This window comes from Sulfitobacter sp. SK011 (genome assembly GCF_003352065.1).
In the GTDB taxonomy this organism is placed as follows: domain Bacteria; phylum Pseudomonadota; class Alphaproteobacteria; order Rhodobacterales; family Rhodobacteraceae; genus Sulfitobacter.
In genome coordinates, this window is sequence record NZ_CP025803.1 from 646,994 (window position 1) to 667,290 (window position 20,297).

Below are 20,297 nucleotides of genomic sequence, written 5' to 3' on the forward strand. Positions count from 1 at the left end.
CATGTCCATCGACTGGATCACTGTTGCTGCACAGATCGCCAACTTTCTGGTTCTGGTCTGGCTCTTGAAGCGGTTCCTCTACCGCCCGATTCTGGACGGTATTGACGCAAGAGAGGCTGAGATCACCAATAGAATGCAAGAGGCTGTCGAGGCCAAGGATCAGGCAGCGGCTATCGAGGCAGAGTACCGCGAAAAGAAGCGGGCCCTGCACGTTGCCCAGTCCGAGATGTCTGAGACAATCCGCAAAACCGCCGAGGAAAAGCGCGATGCACTGTTGGCCGAAGCGCACCAGCGGATGGAACAGGAACATGTCAGCTTGCAGGCACATTTGGACGAAGAAGCCCGTCAATATGCCACCAAGATGCATCATGCCGGGGCCGGTGCGTTACTTTCGCTGACGCGCAAGGCGCTCATTGATCTGGCGGATGAAACGCTGGAAGAGCGGATGGCGCGGCACCTTGTTCAGCAAATCAAACCGATGGCCGCAGAACTGCAACATGCGGCCGGGGAGGCGATTGTTGCTGTGATGACAAGTCATGAGCCGTTGCCGAAATCGGCGCAAGTTGGTTTTGCTACCGAACTGAATGCTGTATTCCCTGATATTTCAGTGGAATTCGACACGGATGCGGATCAAGCGCCGGGTCTGGTGCTTCGCATGGGTGGGGCGCAGCTGGCTTGGACCGTGGACTCCTACATTGATGAACTTGAATCGCTGATTGGCAAGCGGCTTGCCAGCGGTGCCGAGTTGAAAGTGCAGTCTCGTGAGCAGTGACACCATCAAACAGGGTGCTGATCCTGAGGCTATCTTGAAGGTGCTTCTGGACAGTCCGGCTCCTGCGCCAACGCTCAGTGAAATCGGGCAGGTTGCCGAGGTGGCTGACGGAATTGCCATTGTAACAGGGCTGGAACGAGCCTTGTCAGACGAAGTGCTGCGCTTTGAGAGCGGCGTGCAAGGCATCGTGCTTGATCTTGAACCGGGACGTCTGGGCGTTGTTCTGTTGGGAACGTCTGATCGTGTTGCGGTGGGCTCAAGCGTTCTGCGGACGCGCACTGTGGTCAGCACCAAGGTTGGCCCTGCACTTTTGGGGCGCGTTGTGGATGCGCTTGGTGAACCACAAGATGGCAAAGGCGCGATCAAGGCAGAGGCCTCGCGCCCTGTTGAGGCCGAGGCACCGAAGATCCTTGATCGACAGGCCATCACACGGCCTCTGGCGACAGGCATCAAAACCGTAGATGCCGCAGTGCCGATTGGCCTCGGACAGCGGCAACTGGTAATCGGGGACAGGCAGACCGGCAAGACATCATTGGCAGTCGATGCGATCCTGAACCAGAAAAGAACCGACGTAATCTGCATCTATTGTGCCATCGGGCAACGCGGCGACGCGGTTGCCAAGGTGATCGGTGCGATCCGCGAGGGTGGTATGATGGCGCGGTCAGTCATCCTATCGGCCAGCGATGAAGATGCGACAGGGCTTGCCTATATCGCGCCCTATGCCGCGCTGACCATTTCGGAGTATTTCTCAGGTCAGGGTCGCGATGTGCTGGTTGTGCTTGACGATCTGACCCACCACGCCCGATCTTACCGGGAATTGTCGCTATTGCTGCGCCGTCCGCCGGGGCGGGAGGCTTTTCCCGGCGATATTTTTCACATCCACGCGCGTTTATTGGAGCGTGCAGGCCAATTTACGGAACCCGCTGGCGGTGGGTCGATCACGGTTCTGCCGGTTGTCGAAACGCAGGCGGAAAACCTGTCCGCGTATATTCCGACCAATCTCATTTCGATAACCGATGGCCAGATATATCTGTCGCCACGCCTTGTGCGCAAAAATCAGTTTCCGGCGGTCGATCTGGGGGTGTCAGTTTCAAGGGTAGGCGGCAAGGCACAAAGCAAGGCGTTCCGATCCGTGGCCGGAAATCTGCGCGTAACCCTGTCACAATTTGAAGAGCTGGAGGGTTTTGCCCGTTTTGGCACACGGCTGGACGACGCAACACGCGCCCGACTGACACGGGGTGCCGCGGTCCGGGCCTCGTTACGACAGGCCGAACGCGACCCGATCCCTGCCATCGAACAGCTGACCGTTCTGGTTGCCGCGATGGATGGCCAGTTCGATGGATTGAGCGAGGCCGACGCCCTTGCGACAATGGTGGCCCTCAGAACCGCTGCTGCACGTGATCTGGACGATATTGCCGAATTGATCAGGCGGAACGAACCCTTTGACGACAACGCCCGCGCCCGGCTCGTCGCACTTGGAAAGCAAGTCCGTGAAGCACTGGGAGGGCAAGATGGCGCAGACGCTTGAGGCGCTGTCACGGCGCACAACCAGCATGCAGGGCATTCGCAGCGTTGTTCACACAATGAAAACCTTATCGGCAATCAATTCTGCACCCTATGAGCACGCGGCCCGCGCCATCGAAGCGTATCATCACACGGTGCTGGACGGCTTACATGCCCTGCTGTCGCAATCAGCGCCATTGGATCGTGCGACTGCGGCCGTAGCTCAGCGGGTGGTGGTCGTATTCGGATCGGATCATGGTTTGTGCGGCAACTATAATGAGGCACTTGCCACGCATGTTGCAAAGTACATTTATCCAAGCAGTGACAAGGCAACGACCGTTCTTTGTGTTGGGGCACAAATGACGGATGCGCTGGCGGGCAATGGCATTAGTGTTGAAAAGGCGTTCTTTCCGCCAGCATCCGTCGATGGGATCGGACGTCTGGCAAACCTTCTGACCCAGAAACTGGACGATTTGCAGCGTCGCAGCCACCCACGTGACATTGCCGTCTCGCTTGCTTATTTCGCGCGCAAAAAGGGCGGAACGCAGGCCCCTGAATTAACGCCTTTGCTGCCTCTTGATAGCGCCCTTGTCCGAGATCTTGGGGTAAAGCCCTGGGCCTCGCGCAGCCTGCCATACTTTTCAATGGCGCAAGACGATCTTTTGAGGGCGCTGGTCAGGGGCCATCTGTTTGCCAGCATTTTCCGGGCTGCTGCAGAAGCGATGGTGACTGAGAATGCAGCGCGGCTTGCGCTGATGCAGCAGGCGGAACAATCCGTCGACGACAGGCTGGAAGAACTGAAGTCGGAGACGCGTGCTGTGCGGCAAACCGAAATAACCACTGAGCTTCTTGATGTGATAATCGGGTATGAGGCCCTCAAAAAAAGCGAGCATCGATACACTAGCGCAGATACTGTGAGCATTAGAGACTTCTGACTTCTCATGATTATCACTTGAATCAGGAACCAATTATGCTCGCAAACATGCCCTGTCCGGCATGCGCCAGCGCTTGAGGCGAGGCTCAAATTCCGTAGAATTCCGCGCAGGATTTTTCCCGCCCGCGCACAATGCGCCGCCCGTCTAATGCGCCACCGTGTTGCGTGATGACGGTGGCCTGACCTTCGGCATGGCCGTCGCGCTCAAAATAGATGACGACCCAGTCACGGGTTCTGCCGTACTGGTGGGCTGAAGCAGAGTTGGAATAGAGCGCGGTGAACTGCCACTTGCCGCGCTCGGTGTGCAAGATGGGGATGCGGCGATGCCCGGTTTCGTTAAAGCGGCGCGGCTTGATGGCGGGTAAGGTATCCGCCGCGCCGCGGTATTCCTGATCCACAGCCAGAATGTCGGCGACGGACGGCTCCGCTGTTGCCTTTCTTGGTCCTGACGGTCGCCGTCGCGCCAGCAGATCATTCAGGGAATGGCGAATGCTGTCGACACGCCGCTGGCCCATTCCCTTGATCAATTTCAGTCGACCATCGACGGCTGCGGCTTCCAAAGCTTCCAACGTGTCAATATGCAGCGCATCATGGATTGCGCGTGCAAGTGTCGGGCCAATCATTGGAACGGTCTGAAACAGCTTTTCGGGGTCTAAAGACCCACGTAACCGGTCCAGAACGCCCAGGGCACCGGTATCAAGCAACTCAGCAATAGCGGCGGCGATAGACACGCCGATTGTCGGCAGATCCTCCAGCCCGCGTCCGCCCTGTATTTGATAAATGGTGCGGATCGGGTCGGGCAGTGTTGCGACATAATTTGCGGCCTCTCGATAGGCCCGCACGCGGAATTGCGCAGCGGCCTGTTGGTCAAGCAGGTCGGCCACCTCTCTCAGCTTTTCCGCGACAAAGACGTTCTCCGCAATCGGGCTGGTTTCAATATGCTGCGCTGCCATCGGTGGTTGCCTTTCCATATATGTCAGGCAGCTTAGATCAGTGATCTATGTGCACATTGATCGGTGTCAAAGCGGCGCAGATGACAGTCTTAATCCATAAAATGGGTGAGACCGACCAGCATCGCAACACAAGTGACCAGCCCGATGAAGGCAGCAGCAACCAGCTAACTGGTCAACGCAATTGCTATCACAGCAGGAGTGTCCGTGATTGACTGCAAAACAGTTGGCAGATCACGAATGAGTTCGGGTTGGTGCCATATCGCCGCCAATCTGACTGACTCGATAATCCCCCAGACCGCAATCAATCGGGTGAATAGAATGATCATTACAAGGAAGAGCCAAAGCGGCAACGACACGTTTGTTGGAAATGAGCCCGCGCTCCCCATAGGGATTGCTGAGGCCGCGCTTATTATCCTGCCCGAACGGCGGTGGTGCCGACAAGTACAAGGGCACCGGTGCTAATTGTGACGCGCAGCTCATAAAAGATCAAAAGCGGCAGGGTGATGGCGCGTCTCAGGGTCGGGATTGCGCCTGCATCCACAAATTGCACACCGTTTTAGAGCTTATGAACCACCATTGCGACCTGCGATATCGGAGGGGGGTGGAATATGCGTGCTGTGTTCGAGCATTGCGTTCATTCCGGACATGCCAAACACCAGCAGAGGGCAGCGTGCGACTTCAAGAAGTCGCGCAAGATCATCCAGATTGTGAATGGGCCCGTGTGTCAGATCCACCAGCACGGCTTGCGCATTCGTGCGTGTGAGGGCCTTTAGCGCGTCATCAAAAGTCTTAAACTGAAACCCTTCTGGATGCTGGTTGGCAGTTGGCCGGTCAACGCCTTGATCGACCGAAAACACCAGTCGATCAGCTGATAATTGCTTTGACAGGCGATTGGAGGCCTCTCTTACGGCGTCACTTGGATGGTGGGTTGCTTCGAGAACGACAATTTTTCCTGGTATCTTGTGAACCTGACGGTATCCAATCACAAGAATGTCCCAACCTGTGGCAGCACGAAGTGCCGTGCCGACAAGATCGCCCCTGTCTTGTGCAAAAACCCAATGAGCGCCTGTTGGATTTGCGGTGTGTGCCAGAGACCTCTGAAACGCCCGCGCATCCGCTTTCAAAAGTGTGTGCATCTGCGATTGAGTGGGTGCCAGACTTGTTGCGCCGCTGACCAGCACGATGCGTTGATTTGGTATTTGGCATGAGGCAAGTGTGTCGACCTCTTCAACCAAAATGCCACCAAGTCCGGCTTGGAACGCATTGGGCAATTGCGCGACAACACGCAGCGCCGCGGCGGCGTCAGCAAAAGAGCCTGCACCGACGAGAATGCGCAGGCCGGGACGAGGTGTTTCTGCCATCAGTCCGCCCCCCCGTCGGGTTGCTCGTGATCCCGAGCCGCAAAACGGCGGCGATTTTCGGCAAAGCTGCGCAATTGTGCCTCGACCAGACCATTGATGCTGTCAGGAGGGAATTCACCGCTGCGTCCACGTTTGCCAGCGGACGTGCCCGTCAGCACTTCTATGCCCTGATCAATGGTCTTGATCGGAATGACCCGGAATGTGCCGGCCTTGGCAGCGTCGACGACGTCACGACGCAGCATAAGGTGATCGACATTTGATGCCGGAATAAGAACCCCCTGTTTGCCAGTTAGTCCGCGCGCATGACATACGTCATAAAACCCTTCAATCTTTTCGTTTACACCGCCAATCGCCTGCACCTCTCCGTTCTGGTTCACTGACCCGGTAACGGCGAACGCCTGGCTGATCGGAACACCTGACAGGGCCGACAGCAGCGCATAAAGTTCAGCCGATGACGCACTGTCACCGTCGATACCGCCATAGCTTTGTTCAAAGACCAGGCTTGCATGCAAGGACATCGGGACATCCAGCGCAAATCGGGTGGCAAGATAGCTGCTCAGAATGAGCACACCCTTTGAATGCAGTGGGCCGCCAAGCTCTACCTCGCGTTCGATATCAATCAACTTGCCCGCGCCCATACGTGCGTGCGCCGTAATCCGTGAGGGACGGCCAAAATGGTGCGTACCAATTCCGACAACCGAAAGGCCATTGACCTGACCGACCGCACGGCCACTTGTATCAATTAGAATTATTTCGCGTGTGATGGCTTCCTGCATGCGCTCCTTGATGCGGGACGATCTGAGCATTGCCTGTTGGATCACCTGTTTGATGTCGCTGTCTGCAATCAAGCTACGTTTTTGTTGCGCTGCATAAAAATCGGCTTCGCGCATAACATCGGCCAATGCGCCCAGTTCAAGCGTGAGCTTCTTGGCGTCGTCGGCAAGCCGAACGGCGTGATCAAGCAGCGCCGCGACGGCCGCGGCCGTCATTGGCCTCAGACCTTGCCTGTTTGCATATCCGGCGACAATTCTTGCCAGTGCACGCGTGTTTTTGGCAGTGCGGGGCAGATCGTCCTCAAAATCAGCCTGTATCTTGAAAAGCTGACCAAACTCGGGATCAAGAAGAACCAGCAGCATGTGAAGCCGTCGATCGCCGACCAGCACCACGCGGACATCCAGCGGAATGGGATCAGGTTCAAGCGTAATGGTAGATGACAGACTGAGGCGATCCGCGAGCGATGTGATCGAAATTGATTGGCTTTGCAAACAACGTTTGAGACCATCCCATGCATAGGGTTCCGACAGCAAGCGCTGGGCATCCAGAACCAGATATCCGCCATTCGCACGGTGCAATGCACCCGGTTTGATCAGGGTAAAATTGGTGGCCAGAGTGCCCATCTCAGAAATATGTTCGATCCGACCGGTCAGGTTGTTAAGCGAAGGCAGGTCTTCCCTGACAATCGGCGCGTACCTTGGCCCTGCGTCATGAGTAACCATGATGTTCACGGCATATCGGTTAAAAATCGGATCTTTGTGATACTTGCGGATGACTTCCGGAAACGGGCCAGTGTTGCCCGCCCCTCTGGACACCAGAAACAGATCGGCATTCGACACCATGTCTGTGCGCACCTGTTCCAGATAAGAGCAGATATTAGCACTACCCGAAAATTCAGTTTCGACTTCACGCACCCTAAGAGAAACAACACGTTCGGCCATTTCCGCGTGCAGCGCCTCTACCTTCTGCCTGTGCTCCTTTTCCAACTGCGGTCCATTTTTCAGAATGCTGGCCAGTTGTTCTTGCAGTTCTTCGATTTTTGCATCGATCTCAGACCGTTGTTCGGGCGTCAGCGCTTCGTAGACCTCTGGCTTAATCGGCTTGCCATCAACAATCGCCGACAGCATGAACCCCATCGGCGTTCTCAGCAGCGCCACATTCTCAGCCTGTGCCCGCTCTGCAAATTCGGCAATCGGCACCTCGTGCTTTTGCCCGAATTCTTCTTCAATGGCGCGCCGCTGGGTCTGATATTCCTCGGACTCGAACAATGCGGGAATTTCAATTGCAAGATCATCGACCAAACGCTGCATCGCTGATTTCAGCGTGGCGGCGGTGCCGGGGTTCAGCTTCATCGCGTTCGGTTTATGCGGAGCTTCAAAATTGTTGACGTACACCCAGTCGCAAGGTTCTGGGCGGCTTTCTGCGGCTTTTGATAGCAATTGATCAACCACGGTATGACGCCCCGTACCTTCGCGCCCCAAAACATACAAATTGAAGTCTTTGCAGGTGATTTCGGCGGACAACTTAATCGCTCCGATGGCACGATCCTGGCCAATGAGCCCCGGCACGGGTTTGAGCTTGGCAGTCGTTGTAAAGCCAAGTGTCTTTGGGTCGCATTCCGCGCGCAGACGCAGGGGGGACAAGCCTTTTGGGATGCCTGATTTTTTGGAAGTTTTCCGCATCACATCACCTCCCCCAGGCACTTATAAGGTCGGCATACTCGGGGCCTCTATTTGGGGAGGGAGTGGGCACCAAACCAGCTTGAAAAATTTCAATGCATCCGTCTTGGCCCCTGATCGCTTCCTCCAGCAAGGCTGCGCCTGAAAGACGCTGGATGACCTCTTGCGTGTTGTTCTGCATGGCAATGCTCCGCCCATTTGTACCATCAGACTGCACAAACAGACGCGAACTTCATTGATGCGTATCAATGCAGTGAGTGGTTCTCGGGTTTGGGGAACACCGAGATAATTTCTTGAGGGTGGAGGTCAAAAGGGTTGAGATAGAAGTACAGAAACCTGTGTTAGTGCGAAGCGTGGCATCTAAAGACCGCAGCCACAGGTCAACAACTTGCGTTAGCACCGCGGAGGGGGCGCATCGCCTCAGGTATCGTGTGCCAAGGCCTGCTGTTTTATGGCCGTCACGGCACCATCAGATGGACGGTGGTTTTGCATCGGGCAGGTGGCCCGTCTTAATCCAGACCTTTGCGCCATCCTCACCTGCCACTGCGGACAGCGATTGACCTTCTGGCAGCCGCAACCAATCATGCTTGCCCAGTGTATTCCCATCTACGCTGACAGAGCCCGCGATGATCAGCACCTCAATCCCGCCAGCATCCGTATTCATCAATACAGCGCCTGCGTCCAGGTGGCTGTAAGTGACCGTTTCGCGGCTGTCTTTGTGCAAGACTGCGGTTGCAACGCCATCAACCGGCGCATTCAATTCCGCAGCCATATCCTTGCGAAACTGGTTCCGATCATCCATGTCGAACTGCCAAAGTTTCACAAAGATTGTGCAGCCAAGTTCAGAACCTGGGGTGTGTGATGTTGTTGGCGGGTTGCGCACATAAGTGCCTTCTGGAAAGTCGCCGTGTTCGTCCTGAAACACGCCATCAAGCACGATGAACTCTTCACCACCCGTGTGGGTATGTGCCGAGAATTTGCTGTTGGGGGCATAGCGCACGATGCTGGTTGCGCGCGCGACTTCACCCCCGATGCGATCCAGCATGCGGCGGTCGACACCGGGCATCGGCGAGGGGCTCCATTCAAGCTGATCGGAATGAACAACCACGCGTTCGTCGAAATCTGCATTCAATTCCATTGCATGTCCCTTCGGTGTTGTCGGCCGCGACGGTTATCAAACAGCAATGAGTTCGTTTCCGTCGCTCGTTCCTTAACCCGTCGTCAGTGTGTGTTCCACCTGCAATTGCAGGGCGCTAAACCGTCCCGCCAAGCGATCCCTCAAGCGTGGCCAGCTCTTGCCCGCCAGCCATCATATCCTGCAATTCCTCCGGCGTTATTTCACCTTTACTGGCGGTGCCATAGGTCGTGCCGCGATTGAGGACAGTAAACCGATCACCGACAGCCATCGCGTGGCGAACATTGTGAGTGATAAACACAACTGAGATGCCCTGTTTGCGCACTTTGTCGACAGTGGCAAGCACATTGGCCGTCTGCCTGACGCCAAGTGCAGAAGTGGGCTCATCAAGGATCAGAACCTTTGCGCCAAAATGCACTGCACGCGCAATCGCAACGGTTTGACGCTCGCCGCCCGAAAGGGTTCCAACCGCCTGATCGGGACCACGCAGGTTGATGCCCATTTCGCGCATTTCTGTCATTGTCGTTGCGTTGGCGTGTTCATGATCAAAGAACCGCAAACCGAACTTTTTCTTGATCGGCTCGTTTCCCATAAAGAAATTACGGCTCACTGACATCAGTGGGATCATCGCCAGATCCTGATAAACCGTGGCAATCCCGGCCGCGATGGAATCCCGCGGATCGTCAAAGTGCATGGGTTTGCCTTCAAACTTGATCTCACCTGACGTGGGTTTGTGCACGCCCGACATGGTCTTGATGAATGTCGATTTCCCCGCACCGTTGTCACCCAGCAGGCAGTGACATTCACCGGGGTAGAAGTCGATTGTGACACCAGCGAGCGCGATGACAGAGCCAAAGTGCTTTTGGATGTCTTGCATTTGAATGATCGGTTCCATCAGCGCTCTCCTGTGATCAGTCGGCGAATATAGGTGTTCAGAATGACCGCAAGTAGAAGGATCACACCCAGGAACACCCGGAAAAGCGAGCTTTCTACATTGGCGAAAAACAGGCCCTGTTGTACGACCCCAAAGATCAATGCGCCAAGGGCCGCGCCGATGACGGACCCGTATCCACCCGTTAGCAATGCGCCGCCGATGACGACCGCGATGATCGCCTCAAATTCCTTGAGCAGGCCGCGATCAGCCCCCGCTGATCCAAATTCCATCACCTGGCAGACAGCGAATACGGTCGCGCAAAAGGCCGTGAACATGAACATTCTGATTTTGACGCGGTCCACAGGAACACCCGCATAGCGCGCTGCCTGGGCGTCACCTCCGGCGGCGAAAATCCAGTTACCAAAGCGCGTGCGGGTCAACAACACATGGCCAAAGATCACCAACGCGATGGCCCAGATCATCAGCATCGGGATACCATCGACGACCGGCTCACCTGCGCGGTTGCCGCGGGTGAAAACACCAATGACGCCAATGTCTCCCAGCCACTGAAAGAACGGGCCACCGATCTTGGCACCGAACAGAGGGGCGAGCCAATCGCCCTCAGCGGCTTCGCGAATGCCGCCGATAATGGTCTTGGATTCGATCGTCTGGGGAATAAAAATCGTGAACCCGCGCAGAATGAAAAGCGTCGCCAGAGTAACGATAAAACTAGGTAGGCCAGTTTTCACGACAATGTAGCCGTTCAGCCAGCCAAACGCGATGCAGATGACAAAAGTCACAAGGATTGCAAGCCACATCGGCCACGCCATGACCACGCCAAAGATGGCGATCATCATGCCCGCAAATCCAATCATGGAACCAACGGATAAATCGAATTCGCCTGCGATCATCAAAAGACAGGCACCCACCGCGATGATCATGAATTGCGCAGATACAATGGACCAGTTCATCACACCTTGTGCATTGAACATGCCGCTGTCGTAGGCAAACAAAATGAAAAATGTGAAGACAGCAACAGTACCGACCATGCCGCCCAATTCGGGGCGGATCAAGGCGCGCCGCAGGCCCGACATTTCCTTTATTCGTTCATCAGTGTTGGTGGCGTCTGACATCGTCTTGACCTTTATTCGGATGTGATTTCGAAAAAAGGGCGGCCTTGATGGTTCATCAGGGCCGCCCGGATTCAGATCGCTTTAGCGGAATTCGCCTGCAAACTTTTCAACCATTTCCAGACCATCAGCTGTCACGAAGCCCGGGCCAGAGTTGATGTTGTTGCCGGGCAGAACCCCATACCGGTCATAGTTGGTCAGGACGACAACCGGCAGGTAGGCCTGCAGGAACGGCTGTTGGTCAATTCCCCACTTGATTGTGCCATCTTTGATCCCGTTCACGATCTCTGTGCCCAGGTCAAATGTCCCGAAATAGATGTCGCCCGCGATGCCCATTTCTTTGACCGCCAGAATGGTCGGATCAGCAGAAGTTGGACCAAGCGTCAAAATCGCATCCGTTTCGGGGTTCGCCGTCAGATAAGCGATCACACGGTTTTTGATCTCGGCAGGGTCCTGGCCGGAATCGATCATGGATGACCCCAGTTCAATCCCCAGACCATCCGCAAAGCCACGGCAGCGTTCGGCGACGACCGTGTTCGAAATCACATGGTTGACGCAAACAAAAGACCCAATGCCATCGCCCTTGGCGCGCAGACCCGCAGCAAAGCCGGCGTCATATTCGGGCTGACCAACAAACATCAAAGCGCCAACTTCGCGCGTTTGCTCTGGTGTGCCGGAATTCATGATGATCACATTGATGCCTTGGTCGACAGCAGATTTGATCGGGCCGGACAAGACGTCAAAGTCCGCCAGCGTTGTGATGATCCCATTCGGATTAGACGCTGCGGCCTGTTCGATGATGCGCGCCATATCTGCCAGATCACCTGTCGGCGGATTGCGATATTCTACAGTTACGCCCATCTGTTCTCCGGCAAGTGCGATGCCGTTCTTAATCGTGTTCCACCAGCTGTCGCTGTCAGGGGCGTGACTGACCAGAACATATTTCAGGTCATCGCCATGGCCATCTGCAGAGGCCATAAGTGGTGACAATACCACCGCCGCTGTCAGCATCAATTTCTTCAAAATAGATTTCATATTTTCTTCCTCCCAAAAGCAAACTTGCTGTTTACAGAGCAGGCTTGAGCTGTCTCTGGGCAGGAGGGAACCATGGATTCGAATTTTTTGCAACCGGTTGCAAAAGGAATCGAATGGAATTTTACTGCAACCTCATGGATAAGACTGTAATCAAGCCCCGGGTAACACTGACGGACAGGACGACCGCATGTCAGCAACGTTAAAGGATGTGGCATTAAAAGCTGGGGTTTCTACCTCGGCTGTTTCACGTACTTTTACGGATGGCGCGTCGGTGTCCGACAAGATGCGTCGAAAAGTGGAAAAAGCTGCGAATGAATTGGGTTACAGCCCAAATTTCCTCGCACGCAGCCTGACGACACGCCGTACCAAGTTGATCGGTTTGGTCAGCAATAACTTTCACAATCCTATCTTTTTGGAAGTGTTTGACCTCTTTACACGAGGGCTTCAGGACCGGGGACTTCGCCCGTTGCTGGTCAACCTCAGCAACGAAACCGATCCCGAACAATCGGTCCAGATGCTGCGCCAATACTCGGTTGATGGTGTTGTCGTGGCGTCCTCAACCTTACCACCTGCATTTTCCAAAGCGTTTCGAGACAAGCGAATCCCTGTCGTCAATACATTTGGTCGATATTCCAGCAGTCCCGAAGTGCATGTGGTGGGGATTGATAACGCCGAAGCGGGGCGTATGGCCGCGCGCGAATTGATTGACCGCGCATACAAGAACATCGCGTTTCTGGGCGGGCCAGAAGAGGCGACCTCGACACAGGATCGCCTCAAAGGTTTTCTCGAGGAAGTTTCAAAACATCCAGATATCAATGTCAGTTTTTCGTTTGCCACACAGTATTCGTTCCAGGCGGGACGGGCCGAAATGATGCGCCTGGCAAAGGGCACATTAGCCGAGGCCTATTTTTGCGGTGACGATGTTCTGTCCATTGGATCTCTGAGCGCGGTCAAAGACCTCGGTTTGAGCGTGCCTAGGGATGTTGGGCTGATTGGCTTGAACGATATGGAAATGTCGAGTTGGGAAAACATCTCGCTGACGACCATTCATCAACCAATCAAACAGATCATCAACTCTTCGGTTGAATTGATGGCAGCGATGTTGGACGAGCCCGACCGCTATCCCGAAGCACGGCTTTTTCCGTGTCGGGTGATAGAGCGGAACACATTGCGGCCCCGCCCTTAGGTTATGTCCGAAACATCGGTGGTCTGGCATCCAACCAATCGCCATTTTGCTGCGCCGACGCCACAGCGGCATAAACTGCGCCCATAGATCTGACACCATCAGCGGCACTTGGCAGGCTATCTCGCACCTCGCCCGAAATTGCATCTGCCAGATCGCAGTAGATGTTTGCGACTGCCAATGGGAAACCTTCTGGATGCGCAATCGAAACGCGCGACAGGCGCTGCGCATCTTCATGCAGCCCGGCTTCGCCCTTTTCGATGATCTGCGTACGTCCGCCCACAGGTGTATAGATCAGTTGATTGGGCTGCTCAGACGCCCAACGCAGTCCGCCAGTTTCCCCGAAAACCTGGATATCAAACCCATGCTGGCGGCCAATCGCGACTGAGGATGTCCACAGGCGACCAACTGTACCTCCGGTCATACGGAAGTTGACCATTGCGTCATCTTCCAACTCACGTGAGGGGATGGTGGACGCAAAATCAGCGGATAGTTTTTCGACCTCGTCATCGCAGACAAAGCTTGCCATGTGCATCGCGTGGATGCCGCAGTCTGCGAATTGCCCGGACACGCCCGCCATTGCCGGATCATACCGCCAGCGTACACGCGGGTTGTCCGCGTCCGTTGCATCGCCATGATGGCCATGGCTGAAGTTTGTGACAACCAGCCGGATTTTCCCCAGTTCCCCGGCCCGCACCATCGCGCGGGCCTGACGCACCATCGGATAGGCGGAATAGCAATAATTTACCGAACAGACCTTTCCGGTGGATTTTGCAACACGCACGATCTCTTCACCTTGTTCGACCGTCATCGTCATGGGTTTTTCACACAAAACGTTGAAACCTGCCTCCAAGAAGGCCTTGGTGATTTCGAAATGGGTGGCATTCGGTGTTGCCACGGTAACAAGGTCAACACGATCGGCACGGTTCTTTTCCCCTGCCAGCATCTCGCGCCAGTCGCCATAGGCACGATCAGGATCGATGCCCAAACGCGTGGCATAGGCCCGCCCCGCATCCGCGCGATGGTCAAGCGCGCCTGCCACAAATTCGAACCGCCCATCGGCCTGCGCACCCAACCTGTGGGCAGGTCCAATCTGGCTGCCTTCGCCGCCTCCGATCATACCCCATTTCAGCTTTTTCATATGAATTTATCCTTAGAAACCAATTGACTGAAGATATTCGCGGTTTGCCCGCGCATCTTCTAAAGGAGTGCCGGGCAGCGCCGGGTCGCAGTCTTGCTCGACGGTACACCATCCTTCAAAATTCGCATCCAGCAGACGTTGACGCACGGCCGGGAAATCCACATCGCCCTGACCGAGTTTGCAGAAAATACCCTGACCGCAGGCCGTATAAAAATCGGTGCGGTTTTCCACCACATTCGCCTTGATAGCCGGGTCGATATCTTTGAAGTGCATGTACGAAATGCGGTCCATGTGCCGATCCATGAATGCGACGGGATCATAGCCCGCATAAGAATGGTGGCCGGTGTCAAAGCAGATTTTCAGAATGCTGTCGTCAACTTCATCAAGCAGCCTTTCAAGCTCAGGTTCAAAGTCCATAAAGCCCGCCGCATGTGCGTGAATGCCAACAGTCAGCCCATATTCGTCGGTCCCGAGTCTGGCGATGGTGGCAATGCGATCCCGGAATGCGGTCCATTCGGCTTTGTCCATCTGTTCGGCCTCGTGCGCACGGCCGGCCGTAGGAGCGCGGCGTGGCGAAATGCTGTCGATTAAGACAAGATGCTGCGCGCCGTGGGCAGACAACGCTTTACAAGTGCGCACAGAAGCGTCCAGCACATCATCCCACTTTGCCGGATCATGAAAGGCGCGAAAGACAACGCCACCGATGATTTCCAAACCGCGTGCGTTCAGCTCGGGGGCCAACACAGTGGGGTCCTCGGGCATATAGCCAATCGGCCCCAATTCAATCCCGGTATATCCGGCAGTTGCACATTGATCCAAAACGGACTGCCAGGTTGGATATGAAGGGTCGCTGGGAAATTCGATGCCCCAAGAACAAGGGGCATTGCCTATTCTGATTGTCATTTTGATGCCTTTCGAAAAGGTTAGACGCTTGCCACGTCGATCCATGTTTTGCTACGGGACGACGCCATTGCAGCAGCAATAACTTGGTTCACTTCCATGCCATCCTGAAATGTTGGCCAAACTGGGATTTTGGTTTCAATCGCGTGCAGAAAATCCCGCGCTTCGATGGTGATCTGGTCTTGATACCCTGTGCCATGCCCGGGGCCTTGGCAGAATGCCTCATAGTCCGGGTGCGCGGGGCCGGTCAGGATCTTGCGAAAACCACGGGTTTTTTCAGGCTCGTCCATCGAATAGAGCCAAAGTGCGTTTTGATCTTCCTGATCAAATCGAATGGCACCTTTGGTCCCGGTTATTTCGTAGGCATAGCCCATTTTGCGGCCATGACTGATCCGGCTAAAATACATTTGTCCCATGGCACCGTTTTGAAATCGGCACATCATCTGACCGTGGTCGTCGTTGGTCACGTTGCCGCCCGGTCGCTTGTCATGTACCGTTTCAACTTCGGCAATCACCGACATTATCGGTCCGATCAGCGCCAGCGCTCCGTTCACCATATGCGGTGCCAGATCGCCCATTGTGCCATTTGCATCCCCATCGGTGCGCCAGTTGGCAGGCGATTGGGGATCTGCCAGAAAATCTTCGGTATGTTCTCCGCGAAACCACGTAACGTCGCCAATCGCGCCATCGGAAATCAGCTGCCGCGCAAATTGGCTGGCAGGCGTTCGGATGTAATTGAAACCCGTCATGCTGATCTGACCAGCGGCGGCTTTCACCATGGCCCTGCTGTCGACAAGAGATGCGCCAAGGGGTTTTTCGCAAAACACCGGCTTGTTTAAGGCGAACGCGGCTTCTGCTATTGCGCGATGGGTTTCTTGCGGGGATGCAATGATGATCGCCTCGACCTTTGGGTCGGCAACAAGCGTTTCCCAATTGTCTGTTGCGCGGGCAAAGCCAAAGGCCTTACGATATGTCTCAGCACTTTTGGCGCTGCGGGCACAGACCATTTCAAGACGGGGACGCAGCGTTGTGTCAAATATCGGTCCGACCGCTGACATAGCAACGGCGTGGGCCTTGCCCATATAGCCGCCGCCAATAATACCAATGCCTATTTCAGTCATTGCACTGCGCTTTCCATGAATTTGGGTTTGCAACCGGTTGCAAAATAAGTATCGTCAGATTCGAAAACACGCAAGCTGCAATCGCTCAAGGTGGCCAAAAATGGGATTTCATCAGCAATGACCGACAGCACAATTCAACTGACGACCGCACAGGCGATCATCCGGTTCCTGGCGAACCAGTATATCGAGGTGGATGACCAAGAGTGGCGCGTCTGCGGTGGTGGATTTGGCATTTTTGGCCACGGCAATGTCACCTGTCTGGGTGAGGCGCTTTATGATGCCCGCGATGCGCTGCCGCTTTATCGGGGTCAGAATGAACAGAGCATGGGATTTGCCGCTGCAGGCTATGCCAAGCAATGGTTGCGCCAGCGGTTTATGTTTTGCACTTCCAGCGCAGGGCCCGGCACAGCGAACCTTTTGACCGCAGCGGCACTTGCGCACGCCAACCGTCTGCCGATGCTGATGTTGTGCGGCGATACGTTTCTGACGCGGTTGCCTGATCCCGTGCTGCAACAGCTTGAGCATTTTGGGAATCCGACGCTGGGGGTGAACGACGCCTTTAGATCGGTGAGCCGCTTTTGGGATCGCATCACCCATCCCGCGCAAATCCTTCAATCGCTGCCCGCTGCACTGGCAACGATGCTGGACCCTGCCGATTGCGGCCCTGCCTTTATTGGATTGCCGCAGGATGTGCAGGGATGGACCTATGATTATCCCGAAAGTTTCTTTGCAAAGCGTGTGCATCGGATCAGACGCCAAGCGGCGGATGCATCAGAGGTCGCAGATGCGGCGAAACTGTTGGCTGGTGCAAAGCGCCCGATTCTTATTGCAGGCGGCGGTGTTCAGTATTCCGGGGCGGTTGCGGAATTGACAGCCTTTGCAGAGGCACATGACATTCCCGTGGTTGAAACGATCGCGGGCCGTGCGAACCTTACTCAAAACCACGCGCTCAACATCGGCCCTGTGGGCGTCACCGGGTCAGACAGCGCGAATGCTGTGGCCGAAAAAGCGGATGTGATTCTGGCAGTCGGCACGCGGCTCCAGGATTTCACGACCGGGTCATGGACAGCCTTTGCCAAAGATGCACGGATCATTGGGCTAAACGTCGGGCGGCATGATGCGATGAAGCATTTATCGCTGCCGGTTGTGGGGGATGCCAAACTTGGGCTGGTGGCGCTGGGCAAGGCGCTGAGCGGCTACAAAACGCCGACCGACTGGACCGGATTTGCCCAAGAGGCGCGGGCCAAATGGGTTGCCTACACTGACAAGGTCACCGCACCGGGCAATGGACCCAATTCATATGCCCAAGCGATCCGCGTGGCGAACGACTTGTGTGATCCGCGTGACCGTGTCGTGGCCGCCGCTGGTGGCCTGCCCGCCGAAGTCACAGCACATTGGCAAACCAAGGACATCGGTACTGTCGACGTCGAATTTGGCTTTTCCTGCATGGGATATGAAATTGCCGGTGGATGGGGTGCGCGCATTGCCCAATTTGAACGTGAACCCGGCAAGGATACAATCGTGTTCACAGGCGACGGTTCATATCTGCTGATGAATTCAGACATTTATTCATCTGTCCTGACGCGGCGCAAGCTGATCATCTGTGTGCTCGACAATGGTGGATTTGCCGTGATCAACAAGCTGCAAAACAACACTGGCAATGAGAGCTTTAACAACCTGATCGCGGATTGTCCGACGGTACCCGATGCCTTTGCCGTCGATTTTGAGGCGCACGCGGCGTCGATGGGTGCGCACGCCGAAACTGTCGCAAATCCGGTCGAATTTGGAGAGGCTTTCAAACGTGCCAAGGCCGCCGATAAAACCAGCGTTATCGTCATGAAAGTTGACGCCTACGAGGGGTGGACGAGCCAAGGCCACACATGGTGGGAAGTCGGCACGCCGCATCTGTCTGACAATCACAATGTCACCGAAAAACACAAAGAGATTGAAGCATCACGCAGCAAACAACGAAAGGGCGTTTGATGAAGAGTTTCACAGCAAAGACAGCAAATCCTGATGTCATCGTTGATGAGTTGCTGAATGGTGGCGGGGCTGTCAAAATCTCTGGATTGTTTACGCCCGAGCAAATCGCCGAAGCCCGCGCCATTGTCATGGTACATTCCGAACAGAACGCAGAGAAAGTGACCCACTTCCAAGGTGCCGCTGAGCAGGAAGGCAAAATTAGCCTGCAACGCCGTGTCTGGAACCTGCTGGCCAAGGGCGAGGTGTTTTCGCAGATGGCAGCCCATCCCGTTCTGATGGACATTTTACGCAAATTTCTAGGGACCGAATTCATCATGGGCTCGATTGCTGCGAACCGGATATTGCCAGGTGGGCCGGGGCAGGAGCCGCATGTGGACTATCCCTATTGGGACTTTCACAAACCTGAAACGCACCCCGTTGGTTTTAACGGATCGTTTCCGATGAATGCGCAGGTTTCCATAATCCTTGATCCTTTCACCGCCGAAAGCGGTGCTACTGGATACTATCCCGGCAGTCAGAAAATGCTGCGTTACCCTACGCCAGAGGACAAGTTTTACGACAATTGCGCCCAGATGACGGGTGAGCCGGGAGATGTGGCACTGTTTTACGGCGTGACCTGGCATTGCGCGATGCCCAACAATTCTGATCACGACCGCAGCGCGATCCTGATTCAATATCTGCCCAAGTGGGTCAAACCGATGGAAGATATTCCCGGTGCCCTGCCGCAGTCGTTCGTCGATGGTGCCAGCGACGATATCCGACAGCTGATGGGCCTCAACTATCCCTATCCAGAAGTTCTGGACGCGGCCAAGGCTGGCAACACCGAAGGACGCAAATGACCGATGTGATGTCAGGTATCAAGCGCAACGCATTTGTTGTGGTAGGGCGCGTGGGAATGGATTTGTTTCCAGCACCCGGCGTTGCGACAGAACACGCCGACAGTTTTATTGCCGACATGGGCGGGTCATCTGCGAACATTGCTGCTGGCATCGTCAAGCTGGGCGGTACTGCATCGCTGGTGACGTGCGTATCAGATGACGCCGTGGGGCGATTTTGCATCAATAAATTGCGCCACTATGGCGTCGATACCAGCTACGTGAAATCCGTAGGTGGCGAGGCCCGCAATTCGCTGGCGCTTTATGAAAGCCGGATTAAGGATCACCAGTCGGTAATTTACCGAAACGGTGCTGCAGACTTTGAAATGACAGAGGCGGATGTCGAGGCAGTGGATTACAGCCAATTTGGCGCGTTGGTCACAGCAGGCACCGTTTTCGCGGCAGAGCCTTCCCGGACTGCGGCTTTTCGCGCGTTCGAACTGGCCCGGGCTGCGGGACTGCCAATTATTTTTGACGTTGATTATCGGCCGTACAGCTGGCCCTCAGTTCAAGTCGCACAAGAGGTTCTTTCAAAGGCGGGGGATTTGTCGGACGTGATCGTCGGCAATGATGAGGAATTTGGATTTATGGCTGGCGGTATCGAAAATGGCTTGGCCAGAGCCCGTCAATTGGCGACCTCCGGTGGGCGGATCGTGGTTTACAAAATGGGCGAAAAAGGCGCTGTGACATTCTCGGGTAGTCAGGAACTGCGCACCGGCATTTACCCGGTCGATGCTTTGAAACCCACAGGTGCCGGCGACAGTTTCATGGCTGGTTTCCTGACAAGCCTGGCTGCCGGTGATGGGATGAAATCCGCCGTCCTACGCGGCTCTGCTTGCGCGGCCATTGTTGTGGCCAAGCCTGGCTGCGCGCCTGCGATGCCATACCCGATCGAACTCGACACCTTTCTTGCCGATCATCCCGGCCCAACTGACGTTGCCTAA

General features: G+C 55.4%; 17 protein-coding genes. 7 read left to right on the plus strand and 10 right to left on the minus strand.

Annotated elements, in window-relative coordinates:
• Nucleotide 1: 1 nt before the first annotated feature.
• From C1J02_RS03060 to C1J02_RS03070, 3 genes are read left to right on the plus strand one after another with little or no spacing between them, the layout of a single operon-like run.
• Complete coding sequence (locus tag C1J02_RS03060) at nt 2-772, plus strand: F0F1 ATP synthase subunit B (protein WP_114877101.1); 771 nt, start codon at nt 2-4, stop codon at nt 770-772.
• On the plus strand, nt 762-2,300 hold the full coding sequence (locus C1J02_RS03065) for a F0F1 ATP synthase subunit alpha (RefSeq protein WP_114877102.1): 1,539 nt from the start codon (nt 762-764) through the stop codon (nt 2,298-2,300). The genes C1J02_RS03060 and C1J02_RS03065 overlap by 11 nt, the downstream gene beginning before the upstream one ends.
• Nucleotides 2,284-3,210, plus strand: coding sequence for a FoF1 ATP synthase subunit gamma (locus C1J02_RS03070; RefSeq protein ID WP_114877103.1), 927 nt, complete (start codon nt 2,284-2,286; stop codon nt 3,208-3,210). Before C1J02_RS03065 ends, C1J02_RS03070 begins: the two co-directional genes overlap by 17 nt.
• 85 nt (nt 3,211-3,295) lie before the next feature.
• Here C1J02_RS03070 and C1J02_RS03075 read toward each other — a convergent pair whose 3' ends face one another.
• From C1J02_RS03075 to C1J02_RS03105, 7 genes are all read right to left on the minus strand, one after another.
• A complete protein-coding gene (locus C1J02_RS03075; RefSeq protein WP_114877104.1) occupies nt 3,296-4,162 on the minus strand; it encodes a helix-hairpin-helix domain-containing protein in 867 nt (288 codons plus the stop codon).
• A gap of 563 nt (nt 4,163-4,725) precedes the next feature.
• The gene (locus tag C1J02_RS03080) at nt 4,726-5,523 is read right to left on the minus strand and encodes a hypothetical protein (RefSeq protein WP_114877105.1); all 798 of its coding nucleotides are present in this window, start codon (nt 5,521-5,523) and stop codon (nt 4,726-4,728) included.
• A complete protein-coding gene (locus tag C1J02_RS03085) occupies nt 5,523-7,979 on the minus strand; it encodes a Lon protease family protein (RefSeq protein WP_114877106.1) in 2,457 nt (818 codons plus the stop codon). Before C1J02_RS03085 ends, C1J02_RS03080 begins: the two co-directional genes overlap by 1 nt.
• 466 nt (nt 7,980-8,445) lie before the next feature.
• Nucleotides 8,446-9,114 (minus strand): cupin domain-containing protein, encoded by a 669-nt coding sequence (locus C1J02_RS03090; RefSeq protein ID WP_114877107.1) that lies wholly within the window; start codon nt 9,112-9,114, stop codon nt 8,446-8,448.
• A 115-nt stretch (nt 9,115-9,229) separates the two neighbouring features.
• Nucleotides 9,230-10,006 (minus strand): ATP-binding cassette domain-containing protein, encoded by a 777-nt coding sequence (locus tag C1J02_RS03095; RefSeq protein ID WP_114877108.1) that lies wholly within the window; start codon nt 10,004-10,006, stop codon nt 9,230-9,232.
• Nucleotides 10,006-11,118 carry an ABC transporter permease gene (locus tag C1J02_RS03100; RefSeq protein ID WP_114877109.1) on the minus strand — a complete coding sequence of 371 codons (1,113 nt, stop codon included), beginning with the start codon at nt 11,116-11,118 and terminating at the stop codon, nt 10,006-10,008. Before C1J02_RS03100 ends, C1J02_RS03095 begins: the two co-directional genes overlap by 1 nt.
• Before the next feature lie 81 nt (nt 11,119-11,199).
• Nucleotides 11,200-12,150: a sugar ABC transporter substrate-binding protein gene (locus tag C1J02_RS03105; protein WP_114877110.1), complete on the minus strand. Its 951-nt coding sequence runs from the start codon at nt 12,148-12,150 to the stop codon at nt 11,200-11,202.
• Nucleotides 12,151-12,337: 187 nt separating this feature from the next.
• On the opposite strand from C1J02_RS03105, the gene C1J02_RS03110 reads away from it, so the two are divergent.
• Nucleotides 12,338-13,336: a LacI family DNA-binding transcriptional regulator gene (locus tag C1J02_RS03110; RefSeq protein WP_114877111.1), complete on the plus strand. Its 999-nt coding sequence runs from the start codon at nt 12,338-12,340 to the stop codon at nt 13,334-13,336.
• A 1-nt stretch (nt 13,337) separates the two neighbouring features.
• On the opposite strand, the gene C1J02_RS03115 is transcribed toward C1J02_RS03110, so the two are convergent.
• The 3 genes from C1J02_RS03115 to C1J02_RS03125 are packed head-to-tail and all read right to left on the minus strand — an operon-like array spanning nt 13,338 to nt 16,495.
• Nucleotides 13,338-14,474, minus strand: a complete 1,137-nt coding sequence (locus tag C1J02_RS03115) for a Gfo/Idh/MocA family protein (RefSeq protein WP_114877112.1) — start codon at nt 14,472-14,474, stop codon at nt 13,338-13,340.
• Nucleotides 14,475-14,486: 12 nt separating this feature from the next.
• Nucleotides 14,487-15,377: a TIM barrel protein gene (locus tag C1J02_RS03120; RefSeq protein WP_114880338.1), complete on the minus strand. Its 891-nt coding sequence runs from the start codon at nt 15,375-15,377 to the stop codon at nt 14,487-14,489.
• A 20-nt stretch (nt 15,378-15,397) separates the two neighbouring features.
• Nucleotides 15,398-16,495 carry a Gfo/Idh/MocA family protein gene (locus C1J02_RS03125; protein WP_114877113.1) on the minus strand — a complete coding sequence of 366 codons (1,098 nt, stop codon included), beginning with the start codon at nt 16,493-16,495 and terminating at the stop codon, nt 15,398-15,400.
• Nucleotides 16,496-16,612: 117 nt separating this feature from the next.
• Between C1J02_RS03125 and iolD the strand changes: the two genes are divergently transcribed.
• From iolD to iolC, 3 genes are read left to right on the plus strand one after another with little or no spacing between them, the layout of a single operon-like run.
• Nucleotides 16,613-18,478, plus strand: a complete 1,866-nt coding sequence (gene iolD, locus C1J02_RS03130; protein ID WP_114880339.1) for a 3D-(3,5/4)-trihydroxycyclohexane-1,2-dione acylhydrolase (decyclizing) — start codon at nt 16,613-16,615, stop codon at nt 18,476-18,478.
• Nucleotides 18,478-19,317: a phytanoyl-CoA dioxygenase family protein gene (locus C1J02_RS03135; protein ID WP_114877114.1), complete on the plus strand. Its 840-nt coding sequence runs from the start codon at nt 18,478-18,480 to the stop codon at nt 19,315-19,317. Before iolD ends, C1J02_RS03135 begins: the two co-directional genes overlap by 1 nt.
• Nucleotides 19,314-20,297, plus strand: coding sequence for a 5-dehydro-2-deoxygluconokinase (gene iolC, locus C1J02_RS03140; protein ID WP_114877115.1), 984 nt, complete (start codon nt 19,314-19,316; stop codon nt 20,295-20,297). The genes C1J02_RS03135 and iolC overlap by 4 nt, the downstream gene beginning before the upstream one ends.